Origin of the sequence: Marinomonas balearica (genome assembly GCF_004362145.1) — a bacterium.
Lineage (GTDB): Bacteria > Pseudomonadota > Gammaproteobacteria > Pseudomonadales > Marinomonadaceae > Marinomonas > Marinomonas balearica.
This window is the reverse complement of the sequence record NZ_SNXC01000015.1, coordinates 23,657-47,270: the sequence shown is the minus strand read 5'-3', so window position 1 is coordinate 47,270 and position 23,614 is coordinate 23,657. Positions and strand designations below refer to the sequence as shown.

The window sequence follows — 23,614 nt, the reverse complement described above, 5'->3', positions numbered from 1 at the left end:
GACGAATATCAAAGAAAAAGACGTGTAAGGGAAGACCGCTAGAAGGTAACTAATCCGTATACTGAACGAGCTGCAACTCATTCCCAGATGGGTCTAAAAACGTGGCTAGCCAACCGCCCCAATGTTGCTGCTCTGGCTGACCGCTGAATTCCACACCAGACAATTTTAATTGTTCATATTTTGCAAAAATATCGCTTATATCAAAAGCAAGTCCGGTAAACCGACCAAGGAGCGATTGCTCAGAATTCGATTCACTTTCCGTTAACAGCTCAAGAATGAGTTTTGTTTTACCCGTATTAAAAATGCACACCTGAGTGTCAGAGCTGTAGCACTCCAACGTTAAGCCTATGTTTTCATAAAAGGCTTTTGCATCTTCAATATTTCGGACAAAGACACGGGCCGCACTTAGGTTCATAGTTTCCTCACCGCATTATATTTATTCGAATGAATGTATTTTAAATATATCAGCGATTAATGCTATAAGCCTGCAGGAAATGGGGCTATATCATGGAAGAAAGGTTAATCATCCTTTATCGATACATAGAGAACACTCATGATGATGATCACAGCTCCGAACATCTGTACGACTGTCAAACTTTCCCCTAGCCACATAGCGGCAAACAAAGCGCCGAATAAGGGTTCGCTCCCCATTAACAACGCCACTTTGGTGGAGGAAAGCGATCTTACGGCATAATTTTGAGCAAAGAATGCAAACAGAGTCGCAAAAAGTATTAGATAAGCCGTGATTGCCCAAAAGTAGCTTGATATAGGCAGCACAAAGGACATTTGTTCTGCAGTTAGATTTGCAAACGCTTTACCGTCCAATACTATCGCACACAAAACACCTCCCAATGAGACAATGGCTGATTGAATGGCGGTCATGCTCAATGACGTGATGCGTTTATCTTGTGTGAGATATTTCGTTGCCGTCACCATAATGGCTCTTAAAAGCGCGGCGCCCAATATAAAGTAATCACCACTATTAAGATGTAAAAAATCAAGATCAGAGTGTGGAGTCAGCGTATCTAACGATTCAGACGCCAATAAAAAAACGCCAAAAACACTGGTAACAGAGGCGATTATCAGCGGTTTTGAAACCCATTTTTTTGACGTTAGGCTTTCTACCAGTGCAGTCATTACCATCGATAAACTTATTAAAATGGCGGCGTTGGTCGCACTGGTCAATGCAATCCCTGCGACTTCACAAATAAAAATCGCCAGTAAAATAAAACCCGTTGGCACAACACGCTTCCAATCCGTATTGAATCCCTCTTTTGACGCTTTTATAAGATGAGGAAGCAGTAATAAAAATGTAGCGCCAAATCGCAATGCGATGAAGGTAAACACACCAGTAAACACCAGCGCTTCTTTCGTTAACCCATAACTTGTGCCCCATACAACTGCGACCATTAAAAGCATCATCTCGGTTATGGGAAGTTTCATTGTTTGAGCATAATACTGCGCTGATTTCATATGATCACCTTGGTGTTTTTAGGGTTTAACACATGCTTCAAAGCTGAACCCTATCAAACAGCAAGTCGCATATTTATCCCGGTTGATAAATCGCCTACTATGTTAATTAATAACCAACAGACAATAATCATTAGAATAAACAAATCTATTTTGCTAATTTGATATCAATATACTGAGATCTTTAAATAACAGATGAGATGCCTCTATGACGCCACATAAATTAATGGAACTTTTACCCGAGCTGGCTGTATTGGTAGCGGTAGTGGAAGAAGGCAGTTTCACCAACGCAGGTAAGAAACTAGGATTACCACCTTCTTCGATCAGTCGAACCATATCAAAGCTTGAAGCAGGGCTATCAACCAAGTTATTGGAAAGAACCACACGAAGAGTGGCCTTGAATGCTATCGGTCGAGAAGTATTTGAAGCCGCTAAAAACATGCTAAACGCAGCAAAATCTGCGGTAGAAATCACTCAGTCTCAGCAGACTCTCTTAAACGGAGAGCTGAGAATTTGTGCGCCCAAAGCATTCACTAAATTGATCCTCTCTCCCATTGTGTTTGAGTTTATGCAAGAGCACCCAGAATTAACCATTAAATTAACAGCGTCAGATCATATTATCGATCCGTCCAGTGGCGAAGTAGACTTACTCTATCGATTAACCAATCACCCTATCGAAGGATTAGTTGCCCGAAAAATTGCCAGCGTAAAACAGATCGTTTGCGCAAGCCCAACGTACTTAGAACGTGAATCAACGCCCCATAAACCCAGTGATTTAAGTAAACATAACTGCATTTCTCTAGGAGAATTTGAAGGTGACCATATTTGGCATTTTGACCAGTTAGGGTCGCTGGAAAAAGTAAAAACCCAAGGAAATTTTTCCAGTAACCATTCCGAAATACGAAAAGAAGCCGTTCTAAGAGATCTGGGCATATCTGCCTTTCCAGAATTCACCATCCGAGATGAGATTCATTCAGAAAAACTAATACCTCTATTAGCTGATTGGCATTTTAATGGCACCTATCACGGCACCGTGTTTGCGCAACATACGCAGTCTCGTTATGTTCCGATACAGATTCGCCAATTTATTGAGTTTTCAGCCCCTAGAATCAGCGAACGTCTCAACGCTTCTCTTCTACTCGAAGAACAAGCAAGCAAACCGATTTAACAAGTCTTGCTTAAATTTTTCATCGATTCATATCGAACTTCTGAGGCTTATATGCCACCTAGTTCAGGATATTTAGCAAATGGAAAACAAGCATGCAGCCTCAAATGACGTTCGGATTTAACTACATAGAAGAGTTTAATTGCCTCGCTGATAGCTGTGAGGATAACTGTTGCAGTGGGGATTGGCGCATTGCGATAGACGACGAGCAGGTCGAAACATACCGCACACATTATCCAAACATTTTTAATATTATTGCGAAGGACAATGGTGGTTACATCATGTCACGCAAAGACTCTACATGCGCGGGCAACGAAGCAGGCCTTTGCTCGATACACAGAGATCATGGGGAATCGGTACTGTCTAATACCTGTATTAACTACCCTCGTTTATATCGCTCCATTGGCGAACACTTTACGAAAGGCGGTACGATGAGCTGCCCAGAAATCACACGAAAGTGCCTATTTGACGAGCACCCTTTTGACCTCATCGAAAGCAAACTCCCTGATAACCACAGCGGCGGTCGCGCTATTCCAAAAAGTTACGCACAGCCCGTTACAGACGCGAACTGGAAAAGTGTCGTATCCCACTTGCTGAACTTAGTGCTCAATGAAAAATGCAGTATCGAGAATACGCTTTACTCATTGCAATCTGTTATCCCAAAACTTGAATCGACATCCACAGATGCGTGGCCTGAGATCCTATTCGAGTGCGACATACCAAGCGGTACTATTCAGAACCACGAGATTCAAGACAGCGGATGTCAGAATATAAATCAGAGTAAAAATGACATCCAATACCCCTCCGAAGATAGCATCAGGCACTATGAGAAAGTGACAATGTTACTCGGAACTTTATTGGAACATCTTGACCGACCCAGTGCTTCTGACCTTCCTCGCCAACAAGCTGTGCAATCGTTTGAGGTTATTTCCCAGCCATCAGAACCAACACGAGTCAAAATCCTGCCGCTGTTTAAGCAGTATCATAATGAGCTTGATGCTGTATGGATTCAAACAACCTTAAAACGTTTTGTCGCGGCAGAGATTACACGGTGCGGTTTTCCATTTATCTCCGAAACATCAATCGGTAAAGACTATGGAGATAGTTTAACGGAATGGTTTCATACGCTCTGTGTTCGCACATTAGCGCTGCGGCTGCACCTAGTTATTCAAGCTGCTCACACAGTAACTCAAGAGGAGCTAACGCCAAAAAAAGAATGGATTGTCGACTGGGTATATCAGTATTGCAGGAAGATAAACCACGAACGTTCAGGCTCCATGGAAAGAGCATTGCGCAATGTAGTGAACGAAGAAGGTCTTGATGATCTTTGGCTGTTCAGTCAGATGTAATGGCAAACTATTGATTAAAAGAGCTCTGCAGAATAAAAAGGAAGGTTTAGATTCAGTCTAACCTTCCTAAATTTTACTTGCTAATTTAACTCAACAGACCTTAACCATTCCCAATCACTTGTCACCTGCTTGGCGTAGTCTCGTTGCGATTGGATTAAGCCACTCCAAGCCTCGCTAGAGGTTTCCACTACCGCTTTCTCGAATTGATTCGAACGGCGATCTGAACGAGCATGAGCCAGTGCGAGCACGACGCCACACGCTTCGGCATAATCCGCGAAACCACCTTTTTCAGCTCGCTTACCACATGCAATGTCTTCTGGGTCGATCCCTACCCGAGCGTGATGTCGAGAGCGCACCAGCCAAGGCGCTTTTTTCCACATAACGTCGTCTAACACAAGGTCAGGGTTGCGCTGCATACGACGCTGACAATTAACGGTTAAGTGAGCTGGGTTAAGCTGATTAATCGGGCTAAGGTCGTGGAACTCATACAAGGGAGCCGCCGCTCGCTGTTTCTTTACTTCAACAATGTGGCAAAGGCTTATTTCTGCTTTTGAGAGCAATGGATTGGGGCCAACAAGTAAATAATATCGAGTCATATTGACCGAGCCAGTTCCTGCGCCGAGTCTAACAACAATGTCCAAAATCGAATCATCGACATACGGCGCAAATGCTTTCTCTAACTCTCGATATTCCGCACCCTCTATTCGACTAAACCGATCCGAGATGTCGCGAAAACGCGGTGATTGTTCACTTAAATCCACGGTTAGGTCGACCGCTTTGGCAAGCGAACTTTTGGTTAAAAAGTCTTCCCCCGAGTCCATACGCTTTATCGCTTTTTGCTCGGGTTTAAACAGAATGTGCTCATTATCAAACCCGTTGAGAACATGGCTGTAATCCCATGTTTTTTCGACTAACTTTTCACACGCCGAACGATAACCATGGATAAATGATAACAATGCGTTTTGTACTGCTGCATCGTCCACGACTTTGCTTTTAGAAAGCGGTTCTAACGGAACATAACGCCCCGCCAAGACGCCCTGACAATGATCGGCTGTTAAGATCAAACTCACACCAAAGCGGAGGAGATCCCAACCCGCAAAGCCAACGCACGCATCATCAAAGTCATTCGGTGCAAAAATCACCTCTTCACCGTGAGAACCTTCTTCACTGAAAAAGCCGAAGTTGGAAATGTGACAATCCCCCATGATCATGGCTTGCGGCCACTGATTGATTCCATGAGGCAATTCCACTTTAGAGTGGGCTAAGTCGCGGTAAAAAACAGACGACGCACCACGCAGCATAACAAAAGGGCTAACGGCCATTTTTCGATGTTTTTCCAACCCGGACCCCGGCGCTACGCCGTCAACACGGGTCATAACCTGGTTTAGCTCTTCTACTCTATCTGGCATGGACTCTCCAATTCATTACTTAGCCGCCGACTCCATTGTCCGAGCTAACTCAAAGTCACGCTCAGAGATACCACCAACATCATGGGTCGTAAGCTGGATGCTCACCTTGTTGTACACATTGAACCATTCTGGATGATGATTCAATTTCTCGGCATACAAAGCGCATTCTGTCATAAATCCGAATGCTTGAGAAAAATTCTTAAACTGAAACTGTTTCGTTAGCTTTTCGTTTTCAATTCGCCACGGATGCTCTAATGACTGATTAAGCACTATTAACGCCGCGATAATTTGCTCTTCTGATAATTTGTTCATAATTCATCCATTAAATTGGGTTAAGGTCATCGCCCTAAGTTTAGACAACTTTATGCTGCTCTATACCGCTAATAGAGCAAACATTCTAAACCGCTCTGGATTTAATAATCGGCATTCGAATTAAACCTAAGGCAAAGAGCATTCCAACACACACCGCCGTTAGACCAACGGACTCGATCAAGTTAATCGTCTCACCCAAGATAATGACACCCAAAACCAATGCCACAGGCGGGACAAGCGCAGCGAATATCGCTCCTCTTGACGCCCCGAGGTAACTGACACTTCTCGCATAGCAATACAAAGCAACGATCGCAGCAAGCACGCCTTGATAGAAGCCATGCTGCAAAATAAGATCCCACGGAACCTCTTGCACAACCTGAGCCGTAAAAGGAATACAAGCGATACCAGACACGACCGAAACCATCGCAGTTGCCACCCAAGAAGGAATTTTCCAGTATTTGCTAAATAGGGTGAAAGATGCCCACAAAGCGCCACAACCGACAAACATCAAGTCGCCCATCAGCACAGCGTGATTAATTTCGCTCCCGTCACCAAAACTGCGGCTAGCTATCAGCACGACGCCCGCCAAAATAAGACTGATGCCTAAGCCTCGGACTAGCGATATTTTTTCTTTAAATAAAAAGATGCTGCCCAACGTAGAAAACACCAGCATAGTGCTCGGGCCAATCGCGCCGAAGTGAGCACTAGAAGAATACGTAATCCCAGTAGTCGCCAAATAAGCATATGGCGCTCCGGCTCCTATCGCCAATAACAAGCCTTTACTAAACAAATACTTCAGTTTAACGGCTTGATAGACCAGGATTGGCAGGAGTAAAACGCCTGAGACAATAAAACGCAATGTCACAATATCAACAGGCGACAGATGTTGAAGCGAGGCGACTTTTGAAAATACTGGCCAACTTCCCCATATTAGGGACGCTAGTACCCCCAGCGAAATCCCTTTAATTGTGCTGCTGTCTAAACCTTGCATTGCCTCTACTCCTTTCTTAGTTATGCTATACAGTCTAACTCGTTTAACATTCGTTTCGCGGCTAACATCAACAACTCCAGAAGATTAACTGCGTTTTTTCAAACTTTAAGAAGATTTTCTGCACATGAGAGCACTATGGACAATTTTGATTTGGAAATACTGGATCGATTGCAACGAAACAGTCGGATAACAACGGAAACACTCGGAATAGAAATCGGATTGTCCGCAACGGCAGTACAACGGCGCATAAAGAAGCTCAAAGAAACGGGGATAATCGATAAAGAAATCGCCGTGGTTAACGAAGCGCTACTAGGAAACGCCGTTACGGTCATTGTTGAAGTCGCCATGAAGCGCGGTGGAACGGACGTTATCGGCGCTTTCCAAAAGAAAGCACAATCCTTCAACAGTGTGCAGCAATGTTATTATGTTGCAGGAGAAAATGACTTCATTCTCATTGTAAAAGCCGATAACTTACAACATTATGAAGAAATTACGCGAGACCTACTTCTGAACGATAAGAACATTCATAAGTTTTATTCCAATATCGCGATGCAAAATGTAAAAGTAGGATTGGAATACCCGATAAGAAAAGACAAAAGAACGATCACTTAAAATACACGCTACGAAACCCAATGGCTGCCATTAGGTTCGCAACGTTTATCAGTGAGTCTGCTCAATCGCAGTACAACGATTCTATTTTATGAACTTCACCTTCTCGTGAATTCGCTCAAGAATAGCGCCTTTACGTTCATTAAAGGTCTTCTTGTTTTCTTCGAATATGTTATTGCCTTTGGTATCGATTGAGATGATCAGAGGACCAAACTCTTTCACACGATTTACCCAAAGCGTTTCAGGCATACCGAGATCACGCCACTCTGCAGCTTCTATAGCTTCAACCTTTGTCGCGGCAACAACAGCACAACCACCAGGAAATACGGCGTGCACAGCGTTGTTTTCCAAGCACCCAGCAGCGGTTTCTTCGCCCATGCCGCCTTTACCAATGATCATTTTAACGCCAGTTTCTTGAATAAACTGACGCTCAAATTTTTCCATTCGCATACTTGTAGTCGGGCCAATAGAGACCATTTCAAACGATCCGTCGTCTTTCTCGCGAACAATTGGGCCCGCATGAAAAATAGCCCCGCCGCGTACATCAACCGGAAGCTGTTGTTTCAACTCAATAAGTCGACGGTGAGCAACGTCACGACAGGTTACAAGGTGACCAGTCAGATACACGATATCACCCACATTTAAATCCGCTAGTGCCTCATCGGTAATCGGCGTTGTTAAGATTTTTTTCATAGCGTTACACCCTCGTGAGAGATGACTTCGTAACTCAGATCGGCATTAAATATAATGGTTCCACGACGATGCGCCCAACAACCCGTTGATACAGCAACACCAATCGTTGAAGGGTGGCGTGCAGACGATTCGATGTTCACACCCATTACCGTGTTGTCACCCGTTAGGCCCTGAGGCCCGATGCCAACTTCATTCAGACCTTCTTCTAACAATTCTTCCATTAAGGCTGCATTAGCGTTCGGGTTGCTTGTATCAACAGGACGCAAGATCGCTTTTTTCGACAAACGTGCTGCCGTTTCAACGGAAGTTGACACACCAACCCCAACCAACAATGGTGGGCACGCGTTAACGCCTCGCGAGGTAATCACGTCAAAAACAAAATCCGCTACGCCTTCGTACCCTTGCCCCGGCATCAATACTTTTGCGTGGCCTGGTAATGTACAACCACCGCCTGCCATGTACACTTCGATTTCTGCGGTGTCTTCATTCGGAAGAATTTCCCAGTCTAACCAAGGAATATTAGATCCCGTGTTCGTACCGGTATTTTTCTCATCGAACGTCTCGACCGCATTGTGTCGAAGAGGCCCTCTTTCAGTCGCACCTAACGTTGCTGCACGTAGAATTTCCTCTAACTCTCCAATCAAAGGAAACTTGGCACCAACTTTAAGAAAATACTGAATAACGCCCGTATCTTGACAGCTCGGTCTATCGAGCTTATCTGCCGCTTCTTGGTTTTCTGCCATTGTGTCGTAAATTTCAATGGCCATCGGGTTTTTTTCTTTCTTTCTTAACTCGGCCTGCTTTTTCTTTACGTCTGTAGGTAATCGTTTGCCGATGTAGCTGGTGAACCTACTCATTACATCCGACATGTGTTCTATGGATTGCTCGTTGCCCATATCTCCCCCTTATTATTGGTTTTTTACGATAGGCTGGTGATATGATTCTAGGGTTCTGGCATAAAATCAGTTAAAAATAAAAGACAGACACTTTTTCCCTGGAGGCAACAGTGGACCCGACTTCTGAGTATGATTTCTTTATTTCTCTGGCAAGAAATGGAGCGCTTTCAGCCACCGCACGCGAGCTCAACTTAACGCCCTCAGCCGTTACGAAAAGACTCACTAATTTAGAATCTCGTCTGGGAGTTCGGCTCGTTAACCGCACGACTCGAAAAGTAAGCTTAACCAATGAAGGAGAGGTCTATTTAGAGTACATAAAGAACATTAAAGAACAGATCGAAGAGATGGAAGCGGTCATTACCAAGCGCAGAAGTACACCAAGAGGCCTCCTACGGGTTAATGCGCCACTAGGTTTTGGAAGAACCTACATTGCCCCCATTCTTTCAGAATTTCTATCCGAGAACCCAGCTGTTGAGATACAACTCATGCTGACAGATCGACCAATGACGCTTCCCGACGATTCCATTGATGTTTGTATTCGATTTGGGCAAGCCCCAGATTCTCGTGTCATTGCACGAAAAATAGCCCCAAATAGACGTTTAGTCTGCGCTGCGCCAAGCTATTTAAAACGTTATCCAAAACCCAATAGCCCCGCCGATCTTGCTGAGCATAACTGCATCATTATCAAACAAAATCAACAAGTTGCAAGCGCGTGGCGTTTCTATCAAAACGGCAAAGAAGAGGTTATCAAAGTGAAAGCCAACATGGTAACCAATGATGGAGAAATCGCATTGCGGTGGGCGATTGACGGTCACGGTTTGGTCATGCGCGCGGAATGGGATTTGGCAAAATACATACGCCAAGGCAAGCTTGAAATCGTCTTGGAAGACTATGAAACCCCCGAGGCCGACATCTACGCTGTTTATATGGAAAGACAAAACCAATCGGCAAAGCTAACGCGCTTTTTGGATTATCTTCAAGATTCATTTCTTAACAGCGAAAACAAAGAAAGATCCTTTTGGTAGGACCTTTCTTTGTTACGTGCTTAAGATCAAGCGGTGCTAAAGCGTTCTAGACCTTCTAAACCACGTCTTAGAAGAGTAAGCCTTCTGGCATACGCAGAAGAAGAACCTCTTTCATCAAAAGGTAGAATGCTCCAACTATAACCACTGAAACCGACACATTTTTAAGCATGGGAAACATTTTAGGCTTATCGAAATTTGCAATTAACATAATCAATGTAAATGCGAGTAACGATGAAAGCGCAAAACCTAATGTCGACATAGACAAAGTCCAACCGCCAACAACAACGATCACCCCTAACTGACGCCCATTGGGAACGACACAGAGTTCAGAAAACTTCGTCTCACTCGAACTCTTAAGACTTTTAACAAGCAACAACGCCGCAATGCCTAACATTGCATAAAGTATGTAGCTTGGGAAAACAGAACCCAAAGGTGACATTCCGCCCATTTGCGTAAGCAATACACCACCCACAACCATAACCAACCCAGTCATCACAATATTGGATGTTTTGTGGTTCAACGTCGTGTCTTGAGTTACTGCCTTTTTCTTACGTGCCATCCACAGAGGAAACACCAATGCAAAGATCGCACAAAGAATGATTCCTATTGATATCGGCCGTCCAAAGAACATTTCGAGCACTCGCCCCTGCGCGGAGCCAATTAAGTAGGTTTGAACAAAGCCCTGTTCGGCAATTTTTCCGAGCACCAACCCCAATACAATGGGCGAAGCACTGAAACCAAACTTCGACAATACCCATGCAACAACACCCAAAGAGAACATAACAAAGGTATCATGTGGATTACTGTGAATTGCATAACTACCAATAACGGTAAGGAATGCTACAGTAGGCACAAGCAACTGCTTTGGTGTTTTCGCTATCGATTTGTACGCATATTTACCGAGGATTAACCCAACAGGAAGCATTAATAACGTTGCGATCAACAAGCCATAGATGAAAGTATAAACAATACTTCCCTGCTCAGTGAAAAGCGTCGGGCCTGTTTTGATTCCTTGAACCAATAGAGCACCCAATATAATCGCATCTGGCGGCGTTCCCGGAATCCCAAGCACTAACGTCGGAATAAACCCTCCGCCTACTGTCGCATTATTAGCAGATTCCGTCGCGATAATGCCATCCGGTGCACCTTTACCAAACTGTTCCGATTCTTTAGAGCTACGACGCGCTTCAGTATACGAAACCAACCCAGCAATAGAACCACCCGCGCCCGGTAAAATACCCACGATTGTGCCAATTACGGAACTGCGAAATAAATTAAATTTACGCTTAATAATCAGCTGAAATGCCGACGTCAGAGATGACTCACCCGAAGCGGAAGCAAAGTTAAGGTGCGGCGTTTTCGTTGCTACGAGATCTATGATTACCGGCATACAATACAGCCCGATAATCGCTGATGTAATATCGATGCCTCCCAATAAGGAAACTTGATCAAACGTGAAGCGTACGTCTCCGCCCACAACGGCGACACCGACTGTGGACAAAATTAAGCCGATGCACGCGCCTATGAGCCCTTTTAGTGTATTACCGACAGACAAGGCTGAAATCAGCGTCAGGCCAAATACCGCCATCCAAAAGTATTCCGCGGGGCCAAACGCCAGCGCAACTTCGGCAAGTGGTGGAGCAAGTAGCAAGAGTGCGATTCCTCCTACGAGTCCCCCTCCGACAGAGGCAAAAGTCGCTAGAGAAATCGCAAGCGCGCCTTTCCCTTGTTTTGCCATAGGGTAACCGTCAAAGGTCGTCGCGATTGCGGAAGGAGTGCCCGGCGTATTTACCAGAATAGCGGCGAACGCTCCGCCATATATTGCTCCCGTATAAATAGCACCCAATACGATGAGACCCGAAGCGGGCCCCATCACATAGGTAAATGGCACTAACACGGCAACCGCCATTGTCGCAGAAAGCCCTGGCATCGCACCAATCACAGTACCTGCAATGACACCGACCAGTGCTAACATCAAATTAAGTGGAGTCAGGGCTTCCACTAAATAGCTGAGTAGGTCCATGATGTGCTCCCGCGCTTACTTAGTTAAACCAAGTAGCTCAGCGACTCCTTGATATTCTTTTTGGTTCGCTTCTAGGAAAGCATCCATTTCATCGTAAGAAATATCCGTTAACACGAACCCGTTGTCTTCCATTTTCTTAACGAACTCAGGATCTTTGTTGATCTCACCGATAATATTAGACAACTTCACGCGTACGTCTTCTGGTGTTGATTTTGGTACAGCAACACCACGATACGCACCGCCGACTAAGTTAATGCCAAGCTCTTTGAACGTCGGTACATCCGGAAAAGCAGACAACCGTTTTTCTGAAGAAACAGCCAACATTCTGAGTTTATCGCCTGCACTTGCGCCCGACGTAGCGTAGGCAAAACCTGCTGTTAGCTGGTTGCCCATCAGTGAAGTCATTGCAGGCCCAATACCGCTGAAAGGAACATACGTTGTCGTTAGGCCGGTAAACTTATCAAACAAAGTCTGGCCGATATGGTTAGCTGAGTTAGAACCGGAACCTGCAAACGTCACCATTCCTGGGTTTTTCTTCGCGAATGAGGTCAAATCACTCAGTGTTTTAAATTTGCTGTTCGCAGGAACGAAGATCGCATTTGGCGTGTAATGGAAATAATATACGGGAGTCAGTTCTTCTGTTTTATAACCAGAATCTTTCACGATTGGCTGCATAATCGTATGAGGGATATTAATACCCATCACAGTATGCCCGTCTGCCTCCATTCCATTAAGCTGAGACCAAGCGACGGCTCCACCAGCACCCGGCATGTATTGAATAACCGTTTTTACACCCGCATGTTTTTCAAACACGGTTTGCTGAAAGCGTGCTGATAAATCAGATTCTCCGCCTGCATTAAAAGGCAGAATGTAGTTAATGGGTTTGGATGGGTAGTCATCCGCAAAGGATGCTGCTGAGAATGATACGAGGCCGGCAGTAACAGCGGCTAGTAATGGCTTTGAAAGTCGAGCGATTTTATTTTTATTCATTATTTTACCCTTTATAATTTTTTTAGGATTGGCAAAAACACTATAACCATATGCTAAAGGCCTTACGCCTTCTGAGGGTTAAATCTTTATTTACTTTTTTTCAATAATCTAACTAAAAACGACCATATAGGTTCTTGTTTATACCGGCACCGGCCGTAAAAACAATCTTCGCCCGTTACTCGATCGCATTCTATAAATGGAGGAATCGATTTAAGCCGATCTTTAAGTTCTTTCATTTTTCCGAGTAACTGACGCATACGTACTATAGCCTGCTTTTTCAGGATCAACCTCAACACGATACCCAGAAATAACACCTGTTTCTACAAGGCGCTTAAGCTGCCCACCACCAGCCTGATCGCCATTTTATCTTTCATCTATCCAATCACAGCTCTGATTGTTGACCATTTGGCTTTTGGTACACACATCTCTTTAATCCAGATTGCCGGCGTGGTTCTAATACTCCTTGAAGTATGTGCCGCAACGACATTAAAGCCAAAGAAAGCCTTATACGATCGCCCTTTCTAAGTGCTTTGAAGTACGTTTTTACTGACTAAATTGGTGCGTCATAATCCGTTATGGCGCACCTTAATAAGCCTCAAAAACACATTCCCACAACAAAAAAGAGGTTATTTATTCTTTATATTTCAAACGGTTAAAAACAACAATTTGCAATCCCACACAACATGGAACAAATGTTGCTCCTAAATTAACAACTGAAACTAAAGCGTCACCCGCCTAAGTGCGAGGGCATTTTTACACATTTATCATTACGTCTCGGAGTATTCAATATGAAATCAGTGTTACGTTTGTCACTTTTGGCCAGCTTAGTGAGCGCATCATCAGCATTCGCTGCCGATAAAGTCACCTTTCAATTAGATTGGTTACCTGGAGGTGATAAAGCGCCTGTTTATGTGGGTATCCAAGAAGGTTTTTTTGAAGCATTAGATTTGGATGTAAGCATTGCCAGTGGACGAGGCTCAACCGACGCGTTAACTAAGATGGCAACAGGTCAATCTGATATCGGCAGCTCTGATATCGGCGCACTGATGGCAGCCAAGGCACAAGACGATGTGCCTGTCGTGGCGGTCTTACCTTACTTCACTCAAGCTCCGCATGCGTTTTTTGCACTCAAGAGTAGCGGTATCGATTCAATAGAGAAGCTGGATGGCAAAAAAGTCGCAACGTCGCCTTTCACTTCTTCGAATGCGTTTCTACCGCTGGTATTAAAAGAGAATGGCTTATCAGACAGTGATATCAAGCTGGTTAAATCAGACCCTGGTGCACTCGGCCCGATGATGATTACAGGTAATACAGATGCCATTATTGCTTGGGTAACGAATACCGCGCTGTTTACATCGCAAGCCGCTGAAGCAGGAAAAGAGATCGTAGAACTGCCTTGGTCTAGTGCTGGCTTGTCTCTGTACAGTTCCTCACTTTTAGCGTCTGAACGCTTCCTAGAAGAGCGTCCAGACGTCGCAAAACGCTTTATTAAAGCGTACAAAAAGTCGATTGAGTTTACCTACTCCTACCCAGACAAGGCAGGTGAAGCTTTACACAATATAGTGCCTGAGGTCGACGCTGGCATTGCAGCTGCTCAAATTAAAAGCATTACAAACCTTGTTTACAACGATGTCACGGAAAAGGATGGTTTTGGTCAATTTGAGCAAACTCGTCTAATGCAAACATGGGACTACGTTGCTGAAGCGAACGCTCTTTCAACAGATGCACTTGATCCGAAAGACGCCGTCAATTTGAACTATTTGCCTGATTAATACCGGCAAACAGTTCATTTGATTAGGAGCAGTACATGACTACCCAACAGCAAACCGCGTTTGTCTGCATGGAGGGCGTTGGACATAAGTACGACTTATCGCCAGACGCTCCCATGGCAGTTCAAGACATCAACCTCAATATCCACCGCCACGAATTTGTGGCGGTGGTTGGGCCTTCCGGTTGCGGTAAATCCACTCTTTTACGCATGGTCGCGGGTTTACTTATCCCGTCTCACGGCTCTGTCAGTATTTTTAATAATCCGGTTGTCGAGCCTCGTGACGATGTCGGGATTGTCTTTCAAAAGGCAAACCTTCTTCCGTGGTTAAATGTGAAAAAGAATGTTTTATTTCCTTTGAAGCACAAATACGGAAGGTACTCCAAAGACGATGAAAAGCGCGCTGACGAATTACTAAAGATGGCTGGACTCAGTCAATTTTCAGAAAAAATGCCCGACGAGCTTTCCGGCGGTATGCAACAACGAGTGGGTATTGTTCGGGCATTATTACTCAACCCAGACATATTATTAATGGATGAACCCTTTTCGGCACTGGATGCATTAACAAGAGAACAAATCGGATTCGATTTACTCAAAATTTGGCATGAAAAGCCAAAAACAGTGCTCTTTATCACTCATTCGATTAATGAAGCGGTATTGCTTGCTGATCGAATACTGGTCATGAGTAAGCGCCCGGGCTCAGTGTTGGACCTCATTAAGGTAGACCTCCCCAGACCTCGTACATCGAAAACAATTAACGATCCCAAATTTGTCGCATTAACTGACACCATTAGAGGACATATATATGAGCCAAGCGTCCCTGCCTAAAAGCGCTTTAGGGCGGCTACTCTATCGATTTGCTCCAGCGCTTTTCTTCATCGTCTTAATTGCTTTGTGGGAACTTGTTTGTCAGGTAGGCAACGTGCCGAATTATATATTACCGGCGCCTTCGGCCATTGTTTCGGCTTTTTTCGACGTAGAGATTTCTCGATGGCTTACCCACCTTTGGGCAACATTGCGTGTTGCACTGATGGGTTTTGCCTTGTCGATTCTGATTGCGATACCACTTTCAATTGGCATGATTCGATCAGAACTATTAAATAGAACCTTATATCCTGCTCTGATTGTCATTCAATCGACGCCTGTTGTCGCCGTTGCCCCCTTGATCATTGTATTACTCGGCACAGACGATCCTTCTAGAGTATTAATTACCTGTTTGATTACGTTTTTTCCACTGGTCGTTTCAACAACGACGGGCATGTTAGAAACACCGCCCGAAATGATTGAATTAAGCCAATCTTTACGCGCACCAAGATATCGTGAAACGTGGCAGATTCGGATCCCGTATGCAATTCCTCATATTTTTAGCGGCTTACGAGTGTCCATTACCCTCGCCATTATTGGCGCGGTTGTCGCCGAATTTGTCGCAGCAGAAAAAGGGCTTGGGTATTTCATTCAATTCTCAACATCGTTTTTCAAAATACCACAGGCGTTTGCTGGACTGATCTTTTTAGCCGCAATCAGTTTGTTGCTATTTAAATCCGTGCAATGGATACAAATGTACTTTTTCCCTTGGAGTTTACCGAAGAAAAAATAACGAATAATGCGTGAGAATGACTATGAATTCAGCGAATGAACTAAACGAAATAGACACTCAACTACTGAAAAAAACCTTCCGATTAGCTGAAGATGCAAAGCAGAAAGGGATTCACCCATTTGCTGCGATTCTCGCCGATGATCAAGGGCAAATACTTATGGATCAGATCAACGGTTATTTGCCGGATTTGGACATGACGGGACATGCTGAACGCAAACTTATGACACGAGCCAGTAAAGCCTATCGGCCTGACTTTTTGGCGAAATGCACGCTCTATATTTCTGCTGAGCCTTGCGCGATGTGTGCAGGTTCGGCTTATTGGGCGGGTGTAGGTCGTGTTGTTTACGGTTTAAGTGAAGCCCGATTAAAACTCATCACAGGTAATCACCCCGAAAACCCGACATTAGATTTACCGTGTCGAACCGTTTTTAATTCAGGGCAACGCGACGTTGAAGTCCTCGGGCCTTGCCTTGAAGACGAAGCAGCAAAACTCCAAGAAGGGGTGTGGTAAAACAAAAATACACGAGGAGTAGAAGCTGGCAGGTGGGTCACACTAGGTCATTGCTCCATTCATCCTATACCGCGATAGAGAGACAACCGTATCGACATGTAAATGGAGAACGTAATGACCTATTCACTTGAAGAATTAAATAGAGAATCTGCTGTTGGTAACGCAGGCAAAGAAGCCAATGACAGAGAAATACGAGTCATCGATTTAAGCAACTTTGAACAACGCCGAAGTGAAATTACAGAACAGCTCTGGTCCGCTGCGACCGAAATAGGTTTTTTTCAACTCAGCCATCACGGGATTTCTAAAAGCGAAATCGATGCGGCATTTTTTGAATCAAACCGATTTTTCAACCTCGCAACAAAAGTAAAAGAGCAATATCTGAGACCCAAAGGCATCAACGCGGGTTGGGAAAGTCGCAGCCAAATCAGACCTTCCACAGGAACCGCAGACCAAAAAGAGTCCTACCAAATTACGCAATTCCATATGCAAGACCTCTGGCCAACTGAAGAGGAATTGCCCGCCTTTCAGCATAATATGATGACGTTCGAAAATAAGTGCTGGTCGCTAGGAATGAAGGTCCTGTCTTGTTTTGCCGACAAGCTGGGTTTTGAGCGCGATTTCTTTTCAAACGCTCATGATCCAAATAAGCAGGATTATCAAAGCACTCTGCGTTTATTGCATTATTTTCCAACCGAGGGCGTCGATCAACAAGAAAACATTTGGCGGGCAGGCGCCCATACAGATTTTGATTGTCTTACCTTGCTGTTTCAGCATGAAGGACATGGTGGGTTACAGGTTTGCCCAGGAAAAGAGATCGACAGCCAAAGCTGGACAAGCATTCCTCCAAGAAGCCATGTTGTGACCTGTAACATAGGCGACATGTTGATGAGATGGAGTGATGATCGGCTCAAATCAAACTTTCATCGTGTTCGTATGCCTTTAAAAGACGAATACTGTGGCAGTCGACACTCTATCGCGTTTTTTTGTCAGGCAAACAAAGAACAGACGATACAAGGCCCAGACAATCGCTACCCACCGATAACAGCCAAAGATTTTTTAAACATGAGGATCCAAGCGAATTTTACCGAAGCAGATTCTTAACTTATAACGTACTTTGAGGTCATACCGTCATCTGTATGGCCTCAAATCGCATTTTCGCTACTAGCCACACACTTAACCATACAGTTATCACGAAATATCACTGCTATCTGCTTCTACATTCCCCTCTATTCGTCCGTTATCGTGTTACCTCTTCTACATGAAACAGGAATTCAACCATGCCACTGTACGCTCGCTTGCTCGTTATTATCATTCCTCTCATATGGGGTTTTAACTTTGTTGTCATTCGTTGGGGAGCAGAACACATGGATTCTGTGATGATGACCTGCTTACGCTTTACCTTTACCGCATTGCCATTAGTGTTCTTTCTCAAACGTCCTAACGTGCCTATGTCTATAATTGCCTTACACGGTCTTCTATTTGGTATCGGGATGTGGGGAATGGTCAACCTTGCCGTTGCGATTGGAATGCCTGCGGGGTTGTCTTCTATTTTGCTGCAGTCTGCTGTTTTTATGACGCTTATTATGGCGGCTTTATTCTTTAAAGAACGCCTCCCCACCAGCAAAAGTATTGGCGTGCTCGTTGCTTTTATTGGCTTTCTTCTGGTTGTTATTTACCGTGGAGAAGCAGTTCCTGTTGCAGGTATTATTTTGATTTTAGTTGCAGCAATCAGTTGGACTGGCTGCAATGCGATCATTCGTCTTTACAAACCAGACAAGCCGATTAGTTTTATCATTTGGTCGAGCGTGTTCGTCCCCGTACCGACCCTCGTTTTAGCCGCGATACAGCAATATGCATCATCTGGAATGATCGACATACATCAGCTGATCCCTATACCATCGTTAAATGGTTGGCTGTCCATTGCTTTTCAATCACTGATAACGACGATAATAGGGTACGGTCTTTGGACTTGGGCCATCATGCGTTATGGATTAGGCAATGTCGCACCCTACTCATTACTCGTGCCGGTCTCAGGATTATTCTTTGGCTGGGCGATCTACGAAGAAGCGCTTTCAAACATGGAGGTTATTGGCTCCAGCGCTATTTTGGCAGGCTTAGCAATACTGTCCTATCCGGTCAAAACGTCAGATGTAAATAAAAAGCCCATACTCGAATAAGTATGGGCTTTTTCAGGTTACAGTGCTGTTATTTAGGGAAAACTCACCTACTTATGGATAGGTTGGCTTACTGAAATGTCTACCATTAACAATGGCATCCATAATCGAAGTGTAGGTTGTGGATCCTATCGTTGGACTCATTAAATCCAAGTCATGGTAGCCTGTTGGCGCAGAGCCGCTTGAGTAAACTAACGCGGTGATATCTGTTTCATCTGTCAGTGTGTCATCAATGTCTCTGTCGTAGCGGAATTCATTTCCCGTTACTTCAGTATCGTAGATACAGGATGTCGTCGGAGCATATCGAATATTACTTGAGGCCGTACTGCTCAGCTCGTATTGGTTGCTGGTGCTTGAGTAAGACAAGAACTGGCGTTGAGCATAGGCATGCAATGTATGGGTTCCAGGTCCAGCCCAATTACAGTAAAGCCCTGTGATGTCTCCACTCGTGGACGTGTTCACGGTATCGCCATACCCATAGTAAGATTCACCATCGTTACCACCCGAATTCAAACCAACGAACAGTATTCGTGAGCTGCCATCAACAAACCCCGCTTGCCATGTATAAGCGTATGAACCACTTCTGTCTGTTCGATCAAACTCTGCTGTTAAGATAGAAAAGTTATTATCCCACGCACTCGTGGGGCTCAAGTGCTGCAGTGTCTTACCCGTAATGGCTTCTGAGAAGTTAGTCTGATCATGCCCGCACAAGTTACCGTATCTGTGCTGAGTCACAATATTGTCGCCGTTACGTTTATAATGAAGCGAACCATTGTGCGTGATATTGGCACCACCGTGCGTGTCAGCGGTACAATTTCCAGAAGGGCTATAATAATCGTCCATTTGATATTGAATCACCCCTTCATACGCCGTTGATGACGACCCTGGCGTGTGTTCCATTCTAAGACCAATGGTTTGAGGTGTCGTTGCGCCCGTGGGTGGCGTTGAATCGGTATATTCAAACTCCAGCGTATAAGACCAAACACCCGCACTGCTTTGACTCAACTGTGCCGTTGTGACCGAAATAGAGGATGGCATTCTAGAGCTGAGTGAGCTGCTCAGGTCGGCCGGCGTTCCACCAGCAGTAGGCAATGAAACACCATCGAGTCGTGCGACTGCCAATAATCCAGCAAAGCTCATCATGGACATAAAGGTTCGGTTTGCGGCTCCGCGCATTTGTGCATTCAACTCGGCTGCCGCACAGGCCTCGTTCGTTGATCCATTTGTGTCTGTCCAAATGCCCACATCACCAGAAGGAAGTGTCCCTGAATTGCCTGCCGTTCCATCAGGGTGATTCTCATACATTACCTGAGGGCCAAAACACTCCGCACTGCCAACATCCGTAAAGAAATGAGATATATCAAATTTCGAAGAAAAAGAGGATGCGCTTGTACTGACGGCCTCAATTTCCGTCGTAATTGCTTCCATACTGTATTTCGCATCTGACGCCGTTCTGTTTAGCATTCGAGATGCTGTGGTCGCGCTTGAAGAGCGTTGCAAAGGCGATGCGACAGAAAGACCTGTCGGAAATTTGCCTTCCATTTCAACAGCAACCGAAGACGTAGTTGATGTACTCGATGAGGAGCTCGAATTTCCGGAGCCATCTAAATCGCATCCTGCGAGTGATATCGAGGCAAAAACCACGGTAAGTGATAATTTCTGCATAGTAACCCTCACAAATCAAAGGCTCTCTAAGGTCGATCGAGAAAGCCTGAAAATAACCAAATTGCATGTGTATTATTACTATAATAAAAATATGCACATTTTGTGCTGATTTATTCTGCAATTATTTTTATCGCTTGGAGGGGATCTCATAAATAACTTTATTTAAAGTTTTTTCTCATTATGCCGAGCGCGATATGAGACAACTCCTTACGCACCTACTGAAATGGCGCGTTACGCATCTGATTTTCAATATACGACGTATCTGTCAGGCTTTTTAAGAACTCAATCAAGTAACTCGCCTCTCGATCTGACAACTCAAATCCCGATATTCTGATGTCACGCAAAGGCGAATCGCTTGTTTCCATGGCGGAGCGCCCACCTGCGGCATAATGTGCAATAACCTCTTCAAGCGTATTTATCGAACCGTCATGCATATAAGGTGCTGACAGCTCGATATTACGTAACGTAGGAGTTCGAAACTTACCCTTATCTGAGTCGACGTTAGTCACTTCGAAAAGCCCCTGCTCTCCTTGAGGGTAACTGCCTTTTTTATCCACATTATAAAGCCCTGTATTATGAAAGCTTGGTTGTCCCGTTGCGTCGCTAAAGTGCCGACCTGCATGGCAACCAGAACATCCGAGTTCCTTACTGAAAAACAAAGCTTCGCCTTTTATAGCCGCTTCGCTAATGGCATCTTTTTGACCATAATAACGGTATTGATCATAAGGAGCATTCACACTGATTAATGTTCGCTGATAAGCACCTAACGCCATAAATACCTGTTCAAAATCGATAGTGTCTCGCTTAGGAAATGCGGCCTTGAACTTATCAGGGTAAAGCGGGTGCTCGGAAAGGAAATTCAACACTTTGTTTTCATAGCCTAGTGTTCCCATTTCAATAGGGTGCGTACCAAACATGGGAACTTTCGCTTGCTCTTCAAACAAGGTGATGTTTGGGTCAGCCCACGTCAATGTGGTCATATAGGCCGTATTAACGAGCGAGAGCGCGTTGCGGGTATGAAATTCTCCGGTGATACCAACGGACACCTTTCGATTTTCGGAAAAGGACCTTTCCGGAAGGTGGCACGTCGAGCAAGAGACATACCCCGCTCCTGAAAGGTTGGAATCGAAAAACAGCTCGCGTCCCAATTCTACTTTTGCGCTACTCATTGGGTTATTTTCGGGAACAAAGGGAGGGTCTACATCATGCGGTAAATTCCACTGCCAATCGTTTTGTTCCACTTGAGTAGCCGCTTCTCCTTGCGACCTTAAGATTAATACAAAGAATAAAACGACACTCAGCTGTATATCAATTCGCATCTCATCACTCCTATTACTGCCTATTAATCATAGTAAAAGAAGCGATGTATGGGTTATGCAAAAAAGAGTACGGCAACCTCCCTTACAAACTTTTTCTAGTCATCTTTCAAATCTGAAAACTGACGGTTTAAATCAAATTTCCGAGACGTCACATGACGTTCCATATTGGTTACACTAGCAGCAATCGTATTCAGCTTCTCTTTTGCTTTATGTAATCTAGCGGACGCACTCTCAGCATACTTGAACATTTTTTTCGGACGATAAGTATGATGTCGCTCATCGTATTCGTACTCGATATCTTCGTAGTCGGGTTTAGGATCAAGAAATACCCAAAGCCCAATATACGCCATCACGGTAAACCCACCCAAAAACAAAAAACCACCGAAAACAGCAAGTCGGACAACCCAAGTATCGATGTCGAAGTGATCAGCAAGCCCTGCGCATACTCCGCCAATGTAGCCCTTCTGTGTGTTCCGATAAAGATTTAACGCCCAGCCCTGTTTCTTTTTTTGTTTAAAATCACCTTGGTACTTATATTTCATTCTCGCTCTCCTATTGATCAAACGCACAGCTCACCGCGACTAGTCACGTTCTTCTGCCGTAGCGTGTGCTCGCCATTGTGGGCTTGTCTCATCCAATATCTGTTCTAGCGTTCTTACTCTGTCTGACAACTTGTCGGCCTGAGCTAAAAGGTGTTCCAGCTCTTTCTTTTCGGTCGAATCCAAGCCTTTTACGGATCGGGTTCGGCTGCGGTAATGCAACAATAACCAGATAGGCGCGACAAATGTCATAAAAATGATCGTGGGTACAAAGAAAAATACGGCCATACTCATAACATTGATCCCTTTATTTGATTTCTAGAAGCTTAGCTTTGTTTGTCCATCTTATCTTTAAGGCGCGCCAGTTCATCATTTATTGCATCATTGTTTTCCAGCTCGTCAAATTGAGCGTGTAAATCTTGTTTCGAGGTCGCTCCCATGTCCATTGACTCAACTTGTCCTTCCAGATGATCCATTCGACGCTCAAAGCGTTCAAACTTTTCAAATGCATCGCTGATGTCAGCACGATGACTTTGACGCTTTACTTTAAGGCGGTTTTCAACGCTAGACTGTCGCATTAGTAGCGCTTTTTGCTTCGCTTTAGCGTCATCTAACTTACTCTGCAATTGTGCAATTTCTTCATTCAATTGCTCTAGGTGTTCATCTAAATTGCCCAGTTCTGCATTGATTCCATCCATTTCCTTTTCGGATTGTTGCTTCTCAGATAGCGCCGCTCTTGCAAGATCTTCTCGGCCTTTCTCGATGGCCAATACGGCCTTCTTTTCCCACTCTTGAATGTCTGCTTTTAGACGCTCAAGCCTGCGACCTGTGGTCTTACGATCCGCTATTACTCTTGCTGTACTGGAGCGCACTTCAACTAAAGTCTCTTCCATTTCCTGAATCATCATTCGAATCATTTTTTTCGGGTCTTCGGCTTTGTCCAACAGCGAAGTAAGATTGCTGTTAATGATGTCTGTCATTCTTGAAAAAATACCCATGATCTCTTCCTCATTGTCGATAGATGAATATTCAAAGTAGCGCTCAATGCCACATTGAATAATTAATTTATACATATCAGGATGCATGCCAAGCCTAATAACCCTATGATT

Annotated in this window: 25 protein-coding genes; 11 read left to right on the top strand and 14 right to left on the bottom strand. The window is 44.5% G+C overall.

From position 1 onward, the window contains the following. Positions 1 to 49: 49 nt before the first annotated feature. Together DFP79_RS15400 and DFP79_RS15395 are read right to left on the bottom strand one after the other, a co-directional pair. The gene (locus DFP79_RS15400; RefSeq protein WP_133504842.1) at positions 50 to 415 is read right to left on the bottom strand and encodes a VOC family protein; all 366 of its coding nucleotides are present in this window, start codon (positions 413 to 415) and stop codon (positions 50 to 52) included. 104 nt (positions 416 to 519) lie between these two features. Continuing rightward, entirely contained in the window at positions 520 to 1,473 is a 954-nt protein-coding gene (locus DFP79_RS15395) for a DMT family transporter (RefSeq protein WP_133504841.1), read from the bottom strand. A 205-nt stretch (positions 1,474 to 1,678) separates the two neighbouring features. Between DFP79_RS15395 and DFP79_RS15390 the strand changes: the two genes are divergently transcribed. Together DFP79_RS15390 and fliB are read left to right on the top strand one after the other, a co-directional pair. Beyond that, complete coding sequence (locus DFP79_RS15390) at positions 1,679 to 2,638, top strand: LysR family transcriptional regulator (protein WP_133504840.1); 960 nt, start codon at positions 1,679 to 1,681, stop codon at positions 2,636 to 2,638. 92 nt (positions 2,639 to 2,730) lie between these two features. Continuing rightward, positions 2,731 to 3,984, top strand: coding sequence for a flagellin lysine-N-methylase (gene fliB, locus DFP79_RS15385; RefSeq protein WP_133504839.1), 1,254 nt, complete (start codon positions 2,731 to 2,733; stop codon positions 3,982 to 3,984). A gap of 80 nt (positions 3,985 to 4,064) precedes the next feature. Here fliB and DFP79_RS15380 read toward each other — a convergent pair whose 3' ends face one another. From DFP79_RS15380 to DFP79_RS15370, 3 genes are all read right to left on the bottom strand, one after another. Beyond that, positions 4,065 to 5,393, bottom strand: coding sequence for a DUF2252 family protein (locus DFP79_RS15380; protein ID WP_133504838.1), 1,329 nt, complete (start codon positions 5,391 to 5,393; stop codon positions 4,065 to 4,067). A gap of 15 nt (positions 5,394 to 5,408) precedes the next feature. Next, positions 5,409 to 5,705: a 4a-hydroxytetrahydrobiopterin dehydratase gene (locus DFP79_RS15375; RefSeq protein ID WP_133504837.1), complete on the bottom strand. Its 297-nt coding sequence runs from the start codon at positions 5,703 to 5,705 to the stop codon at positions 5,409 to 5,411. An 85-nt stretch (positions 5,706 to 5,790) separates the two neighbouring features. Next, complete coding sequence (locus DFP79_RS15370; protein ID WP_133504836.1) at positions 5,791 to 6,696, bottom strand: DMT family transporter; 906 nt, start codon at positions 6,694 to 6,696, stop codon at positions 5,791 to 5,793. A 135-nt stretch (positions 6,697 to 6,831) separates the two neighbouring features. Between DFP79_RS15370 and DFP79_RS15365 the strand changes: the two genes are divergently transcribed. Further along, a complete protein-coding gene (locus DFP79_RS15365; protein WP_133504835.1) occupies positions 6,832 to 7,308 on the top strand; it encodes an Lrp/AsnC family transcriptional regulator in 477 nt (158 codons plus the stop codon). An 81-nt stretch (positions 7,309 to 7,389) separates the two neighbouring features. On the opposite strand, the gene ttdB is transcribed toward DFP79_RS15365, so the two are convergent. Together ttdB and ttdA are read right to left on the bottom strand one after the other, a co-directional pair. After that, complete coding sequence (gene ttdB / locus DFP79_RS15360) at positions 7,390 to 7,998, bottom strand: L(+)-tartrate dehydratase subunit beta (protein ID WP_133504834.1); 609 nt, start codon at positions 7,996 to 7,998, stop codon at positions 7,390 to 7,392. Then, the gene (gene ttdA, locus DFP79_RS15355; RefSeq protein ID WP_133504833.1) at positions 7,995 to 8,894 is read right to left on the bottom strand and encodes a L(+)-tartrate dehydratase subunit alpha; all 900 of its coding nucleotides are present in this window, start codon (positions 8,892 to 8,894) and stop codon (positions 7,995 to 7,997) included. Before ttdA ends, ttdB begins: the two co-directional genes overlap by 4 nt. Positions 8,895 to 9,004: 110 nt before the next feature. Here ttdA and DFP79_RS15350 point away from each other — a divergent pair, with 110 nt between their 5' ends. Further along, positions 9,005 to 9,919: a LysR family transcriptional regulator gene (locus DFP79_RS15350; RefSeq protein ID WP_133504832.1), complete on the top strand. Its 915-nt coding sequence runs from the start codon at positions 9,005 to 9,007 to the stop codon at positions 9,917 to 9,919. Between the two features lie 67 nt (positions 9,920 to 9,986). Here DFP79_RS15350 and DFP79_RS15345 read toward each other — a convergent pair whose 3' ends face one another. Beyond that, a complete protein-coding gene (locus DFP79_RS15345) occupies positions 9,987 to 11,942 on the bottom strand; it encodes a tripartite tricarboxylate transporter permease (protein WP_133504831.1) in 1,956 nt (651 codons plus the stop codon). 15 nt (positions 11,943 to 11,957) lie between these two features. Next, positions 11,958 to 12,932 (bottom strand): tripartite tricarboxylate transporter substrate binding protein, encoded by a 975-nt coding sequence (locus tag DFP79_RS15340; RefSeq protein ID WP_133504830.1) that lies wholly within the window; start codon positions 12,930 to 12,932, stop codon positions 11,958 to 11,960. A 255-nt stretch (positions 12,933 to 13,187) separates the two neighbouring features. On the opposite strand from DFP79_RS15340, the gene DFP79_RS18200 reads away from it, so the two are divergent. The 7 genes from DFP79_RS18200 (at position 13,188) to DFP79_RS15305 (ending at position 18,985) form a co-directional block, all read left to right on the top strand. Continuing rightward, a complete protein-coding gene (locus DFP79_RS18200; protein ID WP_341777661.1) occupies positions 13,188 to 13,457 on the top strand; it encodes an EamA family transporter in 270 nt (89 codons plus the stop codon). 263 nt (positions 13,458 to 13,720) lie between these two features. Beyond that, positions 13,721 to 14,704 (top strand): ABC transporter substrate-binding protein, encoded by a 984-nt coding sequence (locus tag DFP79_RS15330; protein WP_133504829.1) that lies wholly within the window; start codon positions 13,721 to 13,723, stop codon positions 14,702 to 14,704. Between the two features lie 35 nt (positions 14,705 to 14,739). Then, positions 14,740 to 15,528: an ABC transporter ATP-binding protein gene (locus tag DFP79_RS15325; protein WP_133504828.1), complete on the top strand. Its 789-nt coding sequence runs from the start codon at positions 14,740 to 14,742 to the stop codon at positions 15,526 to 15,528. Beyond that, positions 15,506 to 16,297: an ABC transporter permease gene (locus DFP79_RS15320; RefSeq protein WP_133504827.1), complete on the top strand. Its 792-nt coding sequence runs from the start codon at positions 15,506 to 15,508 to the stop codon at positions 16,295 to 16,297. The genes DFP79_RS15325 and DFP79_RS15320 overlap by 23 nt, the downstream gene beginning before the upstream one ends. A 22-nt stretch (positions 16,298 to 16,319) precedes the next feature. Then, positions 16,320 to 16,808 (top strand): nucleoside deaminase, encoded by a 489-nt coding sequence (locus DFP79_RS15315; protein ID WP_133504826.1) that lies wholly within the window; start codon positions 16,320 to 16,322, stop codon positions 16,806 to 16,808. Between the two features lie 114 nt (positions 16,809 to 16,922). Continuing rightward, the gene (locus tag DFP79_RS15310; protein WP_133504825.1) at positions 16,923 to 17,909 is read left to right on the top strand and encodes an isopenicillin N synthase family dioxygenase; all 987 of its coding nucleotides are present in this window, start codon (positions 16,923 to 16,925) and stop codon (positions 17,907 to 17,909) included. Between the two features lie 176 nt (positions 17,910 to 18,085). Then, positions 18,086 to 18,985, top strand: coding sequence for an EamA family transporter (locus tag DFP79_RS15305; RefSeq protein ID WP_133504824.1), 900 nt, complete (start codon positions 18,086 to 18,088; stop codon positions 18,983 to 18,985). Positions 18,986 to 19,036: 51 nt separating this feature from the next. Here DFP79_RS15305 and DFP79_RS15300 read toward each other — a convergent pair whose 3' ends face one another. The 5 genes from DFP79_RS15300 to pspA all read right to left on the bottom strand — a co-directional run bounded on the left by DFP79_RS15300 (position 19,037) and on the right by pspA (position 23,503). After that, positions 19,037 to 20,647, bottom strand: a complete 1,611-nt coding sequence (locus DFP79_RS15300) for a hypothetical protein (protein ID WP_133504823.1) — start codon at positions 20,645 to 20,647, stop codon at positions 19,037 to 19,039. Between the two features lie 215 nt (positions 20,648 to 20,862). Then, on the bottom strand, positions 20,863 to 21,966 hold the full coding sequence (locus DFP79_RS15295; protein ID WP_133504822.1) for a methanobactin export MATE transporter MbnM: 1,104 nt from the start codon (positions 21,964 to 21,966) through the stop codon (positions 20,863 to 20,865). A 95-nt stretch (positions 21,967 to 22,061) separates the two neighbouring features. Beyond that, the gene (locus DFP79_RS15290) at positions 22,062 to 22,508 is read right to left on the bottom strand and encodes a PspC domain-containing protein (protein WP_133504821.1); all 447 of its coding nucleotides are present in this window, start codon (positions 22,506 to 22,508) and stop codon (positions 22,062 to 22,064) included. Between the two features lie 39 nt (positions 22,509 to 22,547). Beyond that, on the bottom strand, positions 22,548 to 22,799 hold the full coding sequence (gene pspB, locus DFP79_RS15285; protein WP_013659548.1) for an envelope stress response membrane protein PspB: 252 nt from the start codon (positions 22,797 to 22,799) through the stop codon (positions 22,548 to 22,550). 32 nt (positions 22,800 to 22,831) lie between these two features. Further along, entirely contained in the window at positions 22,832 to 23,503 is a 672-nt protein-coding gene (gene pspA / locus DFP79_RS15280) for a phage shock protein PspA (protein WP_166637725.1), read from the bottom strand. Positions 23,504 to 23,614 lie beyond the last annotated feature (111 nt).

Coding starts and splice junctions, on each gene's coding strand:
- DFP79_RS15400 (WP_133504842.1), bottom strand. CDS start 415: ATGAACCTAAGTGCGGCCCGTGTCTTTGTCCGAAATATTGAAGATGCA.
- DFP79_RS15395 (WP_133504841.1), bottom strand. CDS start 1,473: ATGAAATCAGCGCAGTATTATGCTCAAACAATGAAACTTCCCATAACC.
- DFP79_RS15390 (WP_133504840.1), top strand. CDS start 1,679: ATGACGCCACATAAATTAATGGAACTTTTACCCGAGCTGGCTGTATTG.
- fliB (WP_133504839.1), top strand. CDS start 2,731: ATGCAGCCTCAAATGACGTTCGGATTTAACTACATAGAAGAGTTTAAT.
- DFP79_RS15380 (WP_133504838.1), bottom strand. CDS start 5,393: ATGCCAGATAGAGTAGAAGAGCTAAACCAGGTTATGACCCGTGTTGAC.
- DFP79_RS15375 (WP_133504837.1), bottom strand. CDS start 5,705: ATGAACAAATTATCAGAAGAGCAAATTATCGCGGCGTTAATAGTGCTT.
- DFP79_RS15370 (WP_133504836.1), bottom strand. CDS start 6,696: ATGCAAGGTTTAGACAGCAGCACAATTAAAGGGATTTCGCTGGGGGTA.
- DFP79_RS15365 (WP_133504835.1), top strand. CDS start 6,832: ATGGACAATTTTGATTTGGAAATACTGGATCGATTGCAACGAAACAGT.
- ttdB (WP_133504834.1), bottom strand. CDS start 7,998: ATGAAAAAAATCTTAACAACGCCGATTACCGATGAGGCACTAGCGGAT.
- ttdA (WP_133504833.1), bottom strand. CDS start 8,894: ATGGGCAACGAGCAATCCATAGAACACATGTCGGATGTAATGAGTAGG.
- DFP79_RS15345 (WP_133504831.1), bottom strand. CDS start 11,942: ATGGACCTACTCAGCTATTTAGTGGAAGCCCTGACTCCACTTAATTTG.
- DFP79_RS15340 (WP_133504830.1), bottom strand. CDS start 12,932: ATGAATAAAAATAAAATCGCTCGACTTTCAAAGCCATTACTAGCCGCT.
- DFP79_RS15330 (WP_133504829.1), top strand. CDS start 13,721: ATGAAATCAGTGTTACGTTTGTCACTTTTGGCCAGCTTAGTGAGCGCA.
- DFP79_RS15325 (WP_133504828.1), top strand. CDS start 14,740: ATGACTACCCAACAGCAAACCGCGTTTGTCTGCATGGAGGGCGTTGGA.
- DFP79_RS15320 (WP_133504827.1), top strand. CDS start 15,506: ATGAGCCAAGCGTCCCTGCCTAAAAGCGCTTTAGGGCGGCTACTCTAT.
- DFP79_RS15315 (WP_133504826.1), top strand. CDS start 16,320: ATGAATTCAGCGAATGAACTAAACGAAATAGACACTCAACTACTGAAA.
- DFP79_RS15310 (WP_133504825.1), top strand. CDS start 16,923: ATGACCTATTCACTTGAAGAATTAAATAGAGAATCTGCTGTTGGTAAC.
- DFP79_RS15305 (WP_133504824.1), top strand. CDS start 18,086: ATGCCACTGTACGCTCGCTTGCTCGTTATTATCATTCCTCTCATATGG.
- DFP79_RS15300 (WP_133504823.1), bottom strand. CDS start 20,647: ATGCAGAAATTATCACTTACCGTGGTTTTTGCCTCGATATCACTCGCA.
- DFP79_RS15295 (WP_133504822.1), bottom strand. CDS start 21,966: ATGCGAATTGATATACAGCTGAGTGTCGTTTTATTCTTTGTATTAATC.
- DFP79_RS15290 (WP_133504821.1), bottom strand. CDS start 22,508: ATGAAATATAAGTACCAAGGTGATTTTAAACAAAAAAAGAAACAGGGC.
- pspB (WP_013659548.1), bottom strand. CDS start 22,799: ATGAGTATGGCCGTATTTTTCTTTGTACCCACGATCATTTTTATGACA.
- pspA (WP_166637725.1), bottom strand. CDS start 23,503: ATGGGTATTTTTTCAAGAATGACAGACATCATTAACAGCAATCTTACT.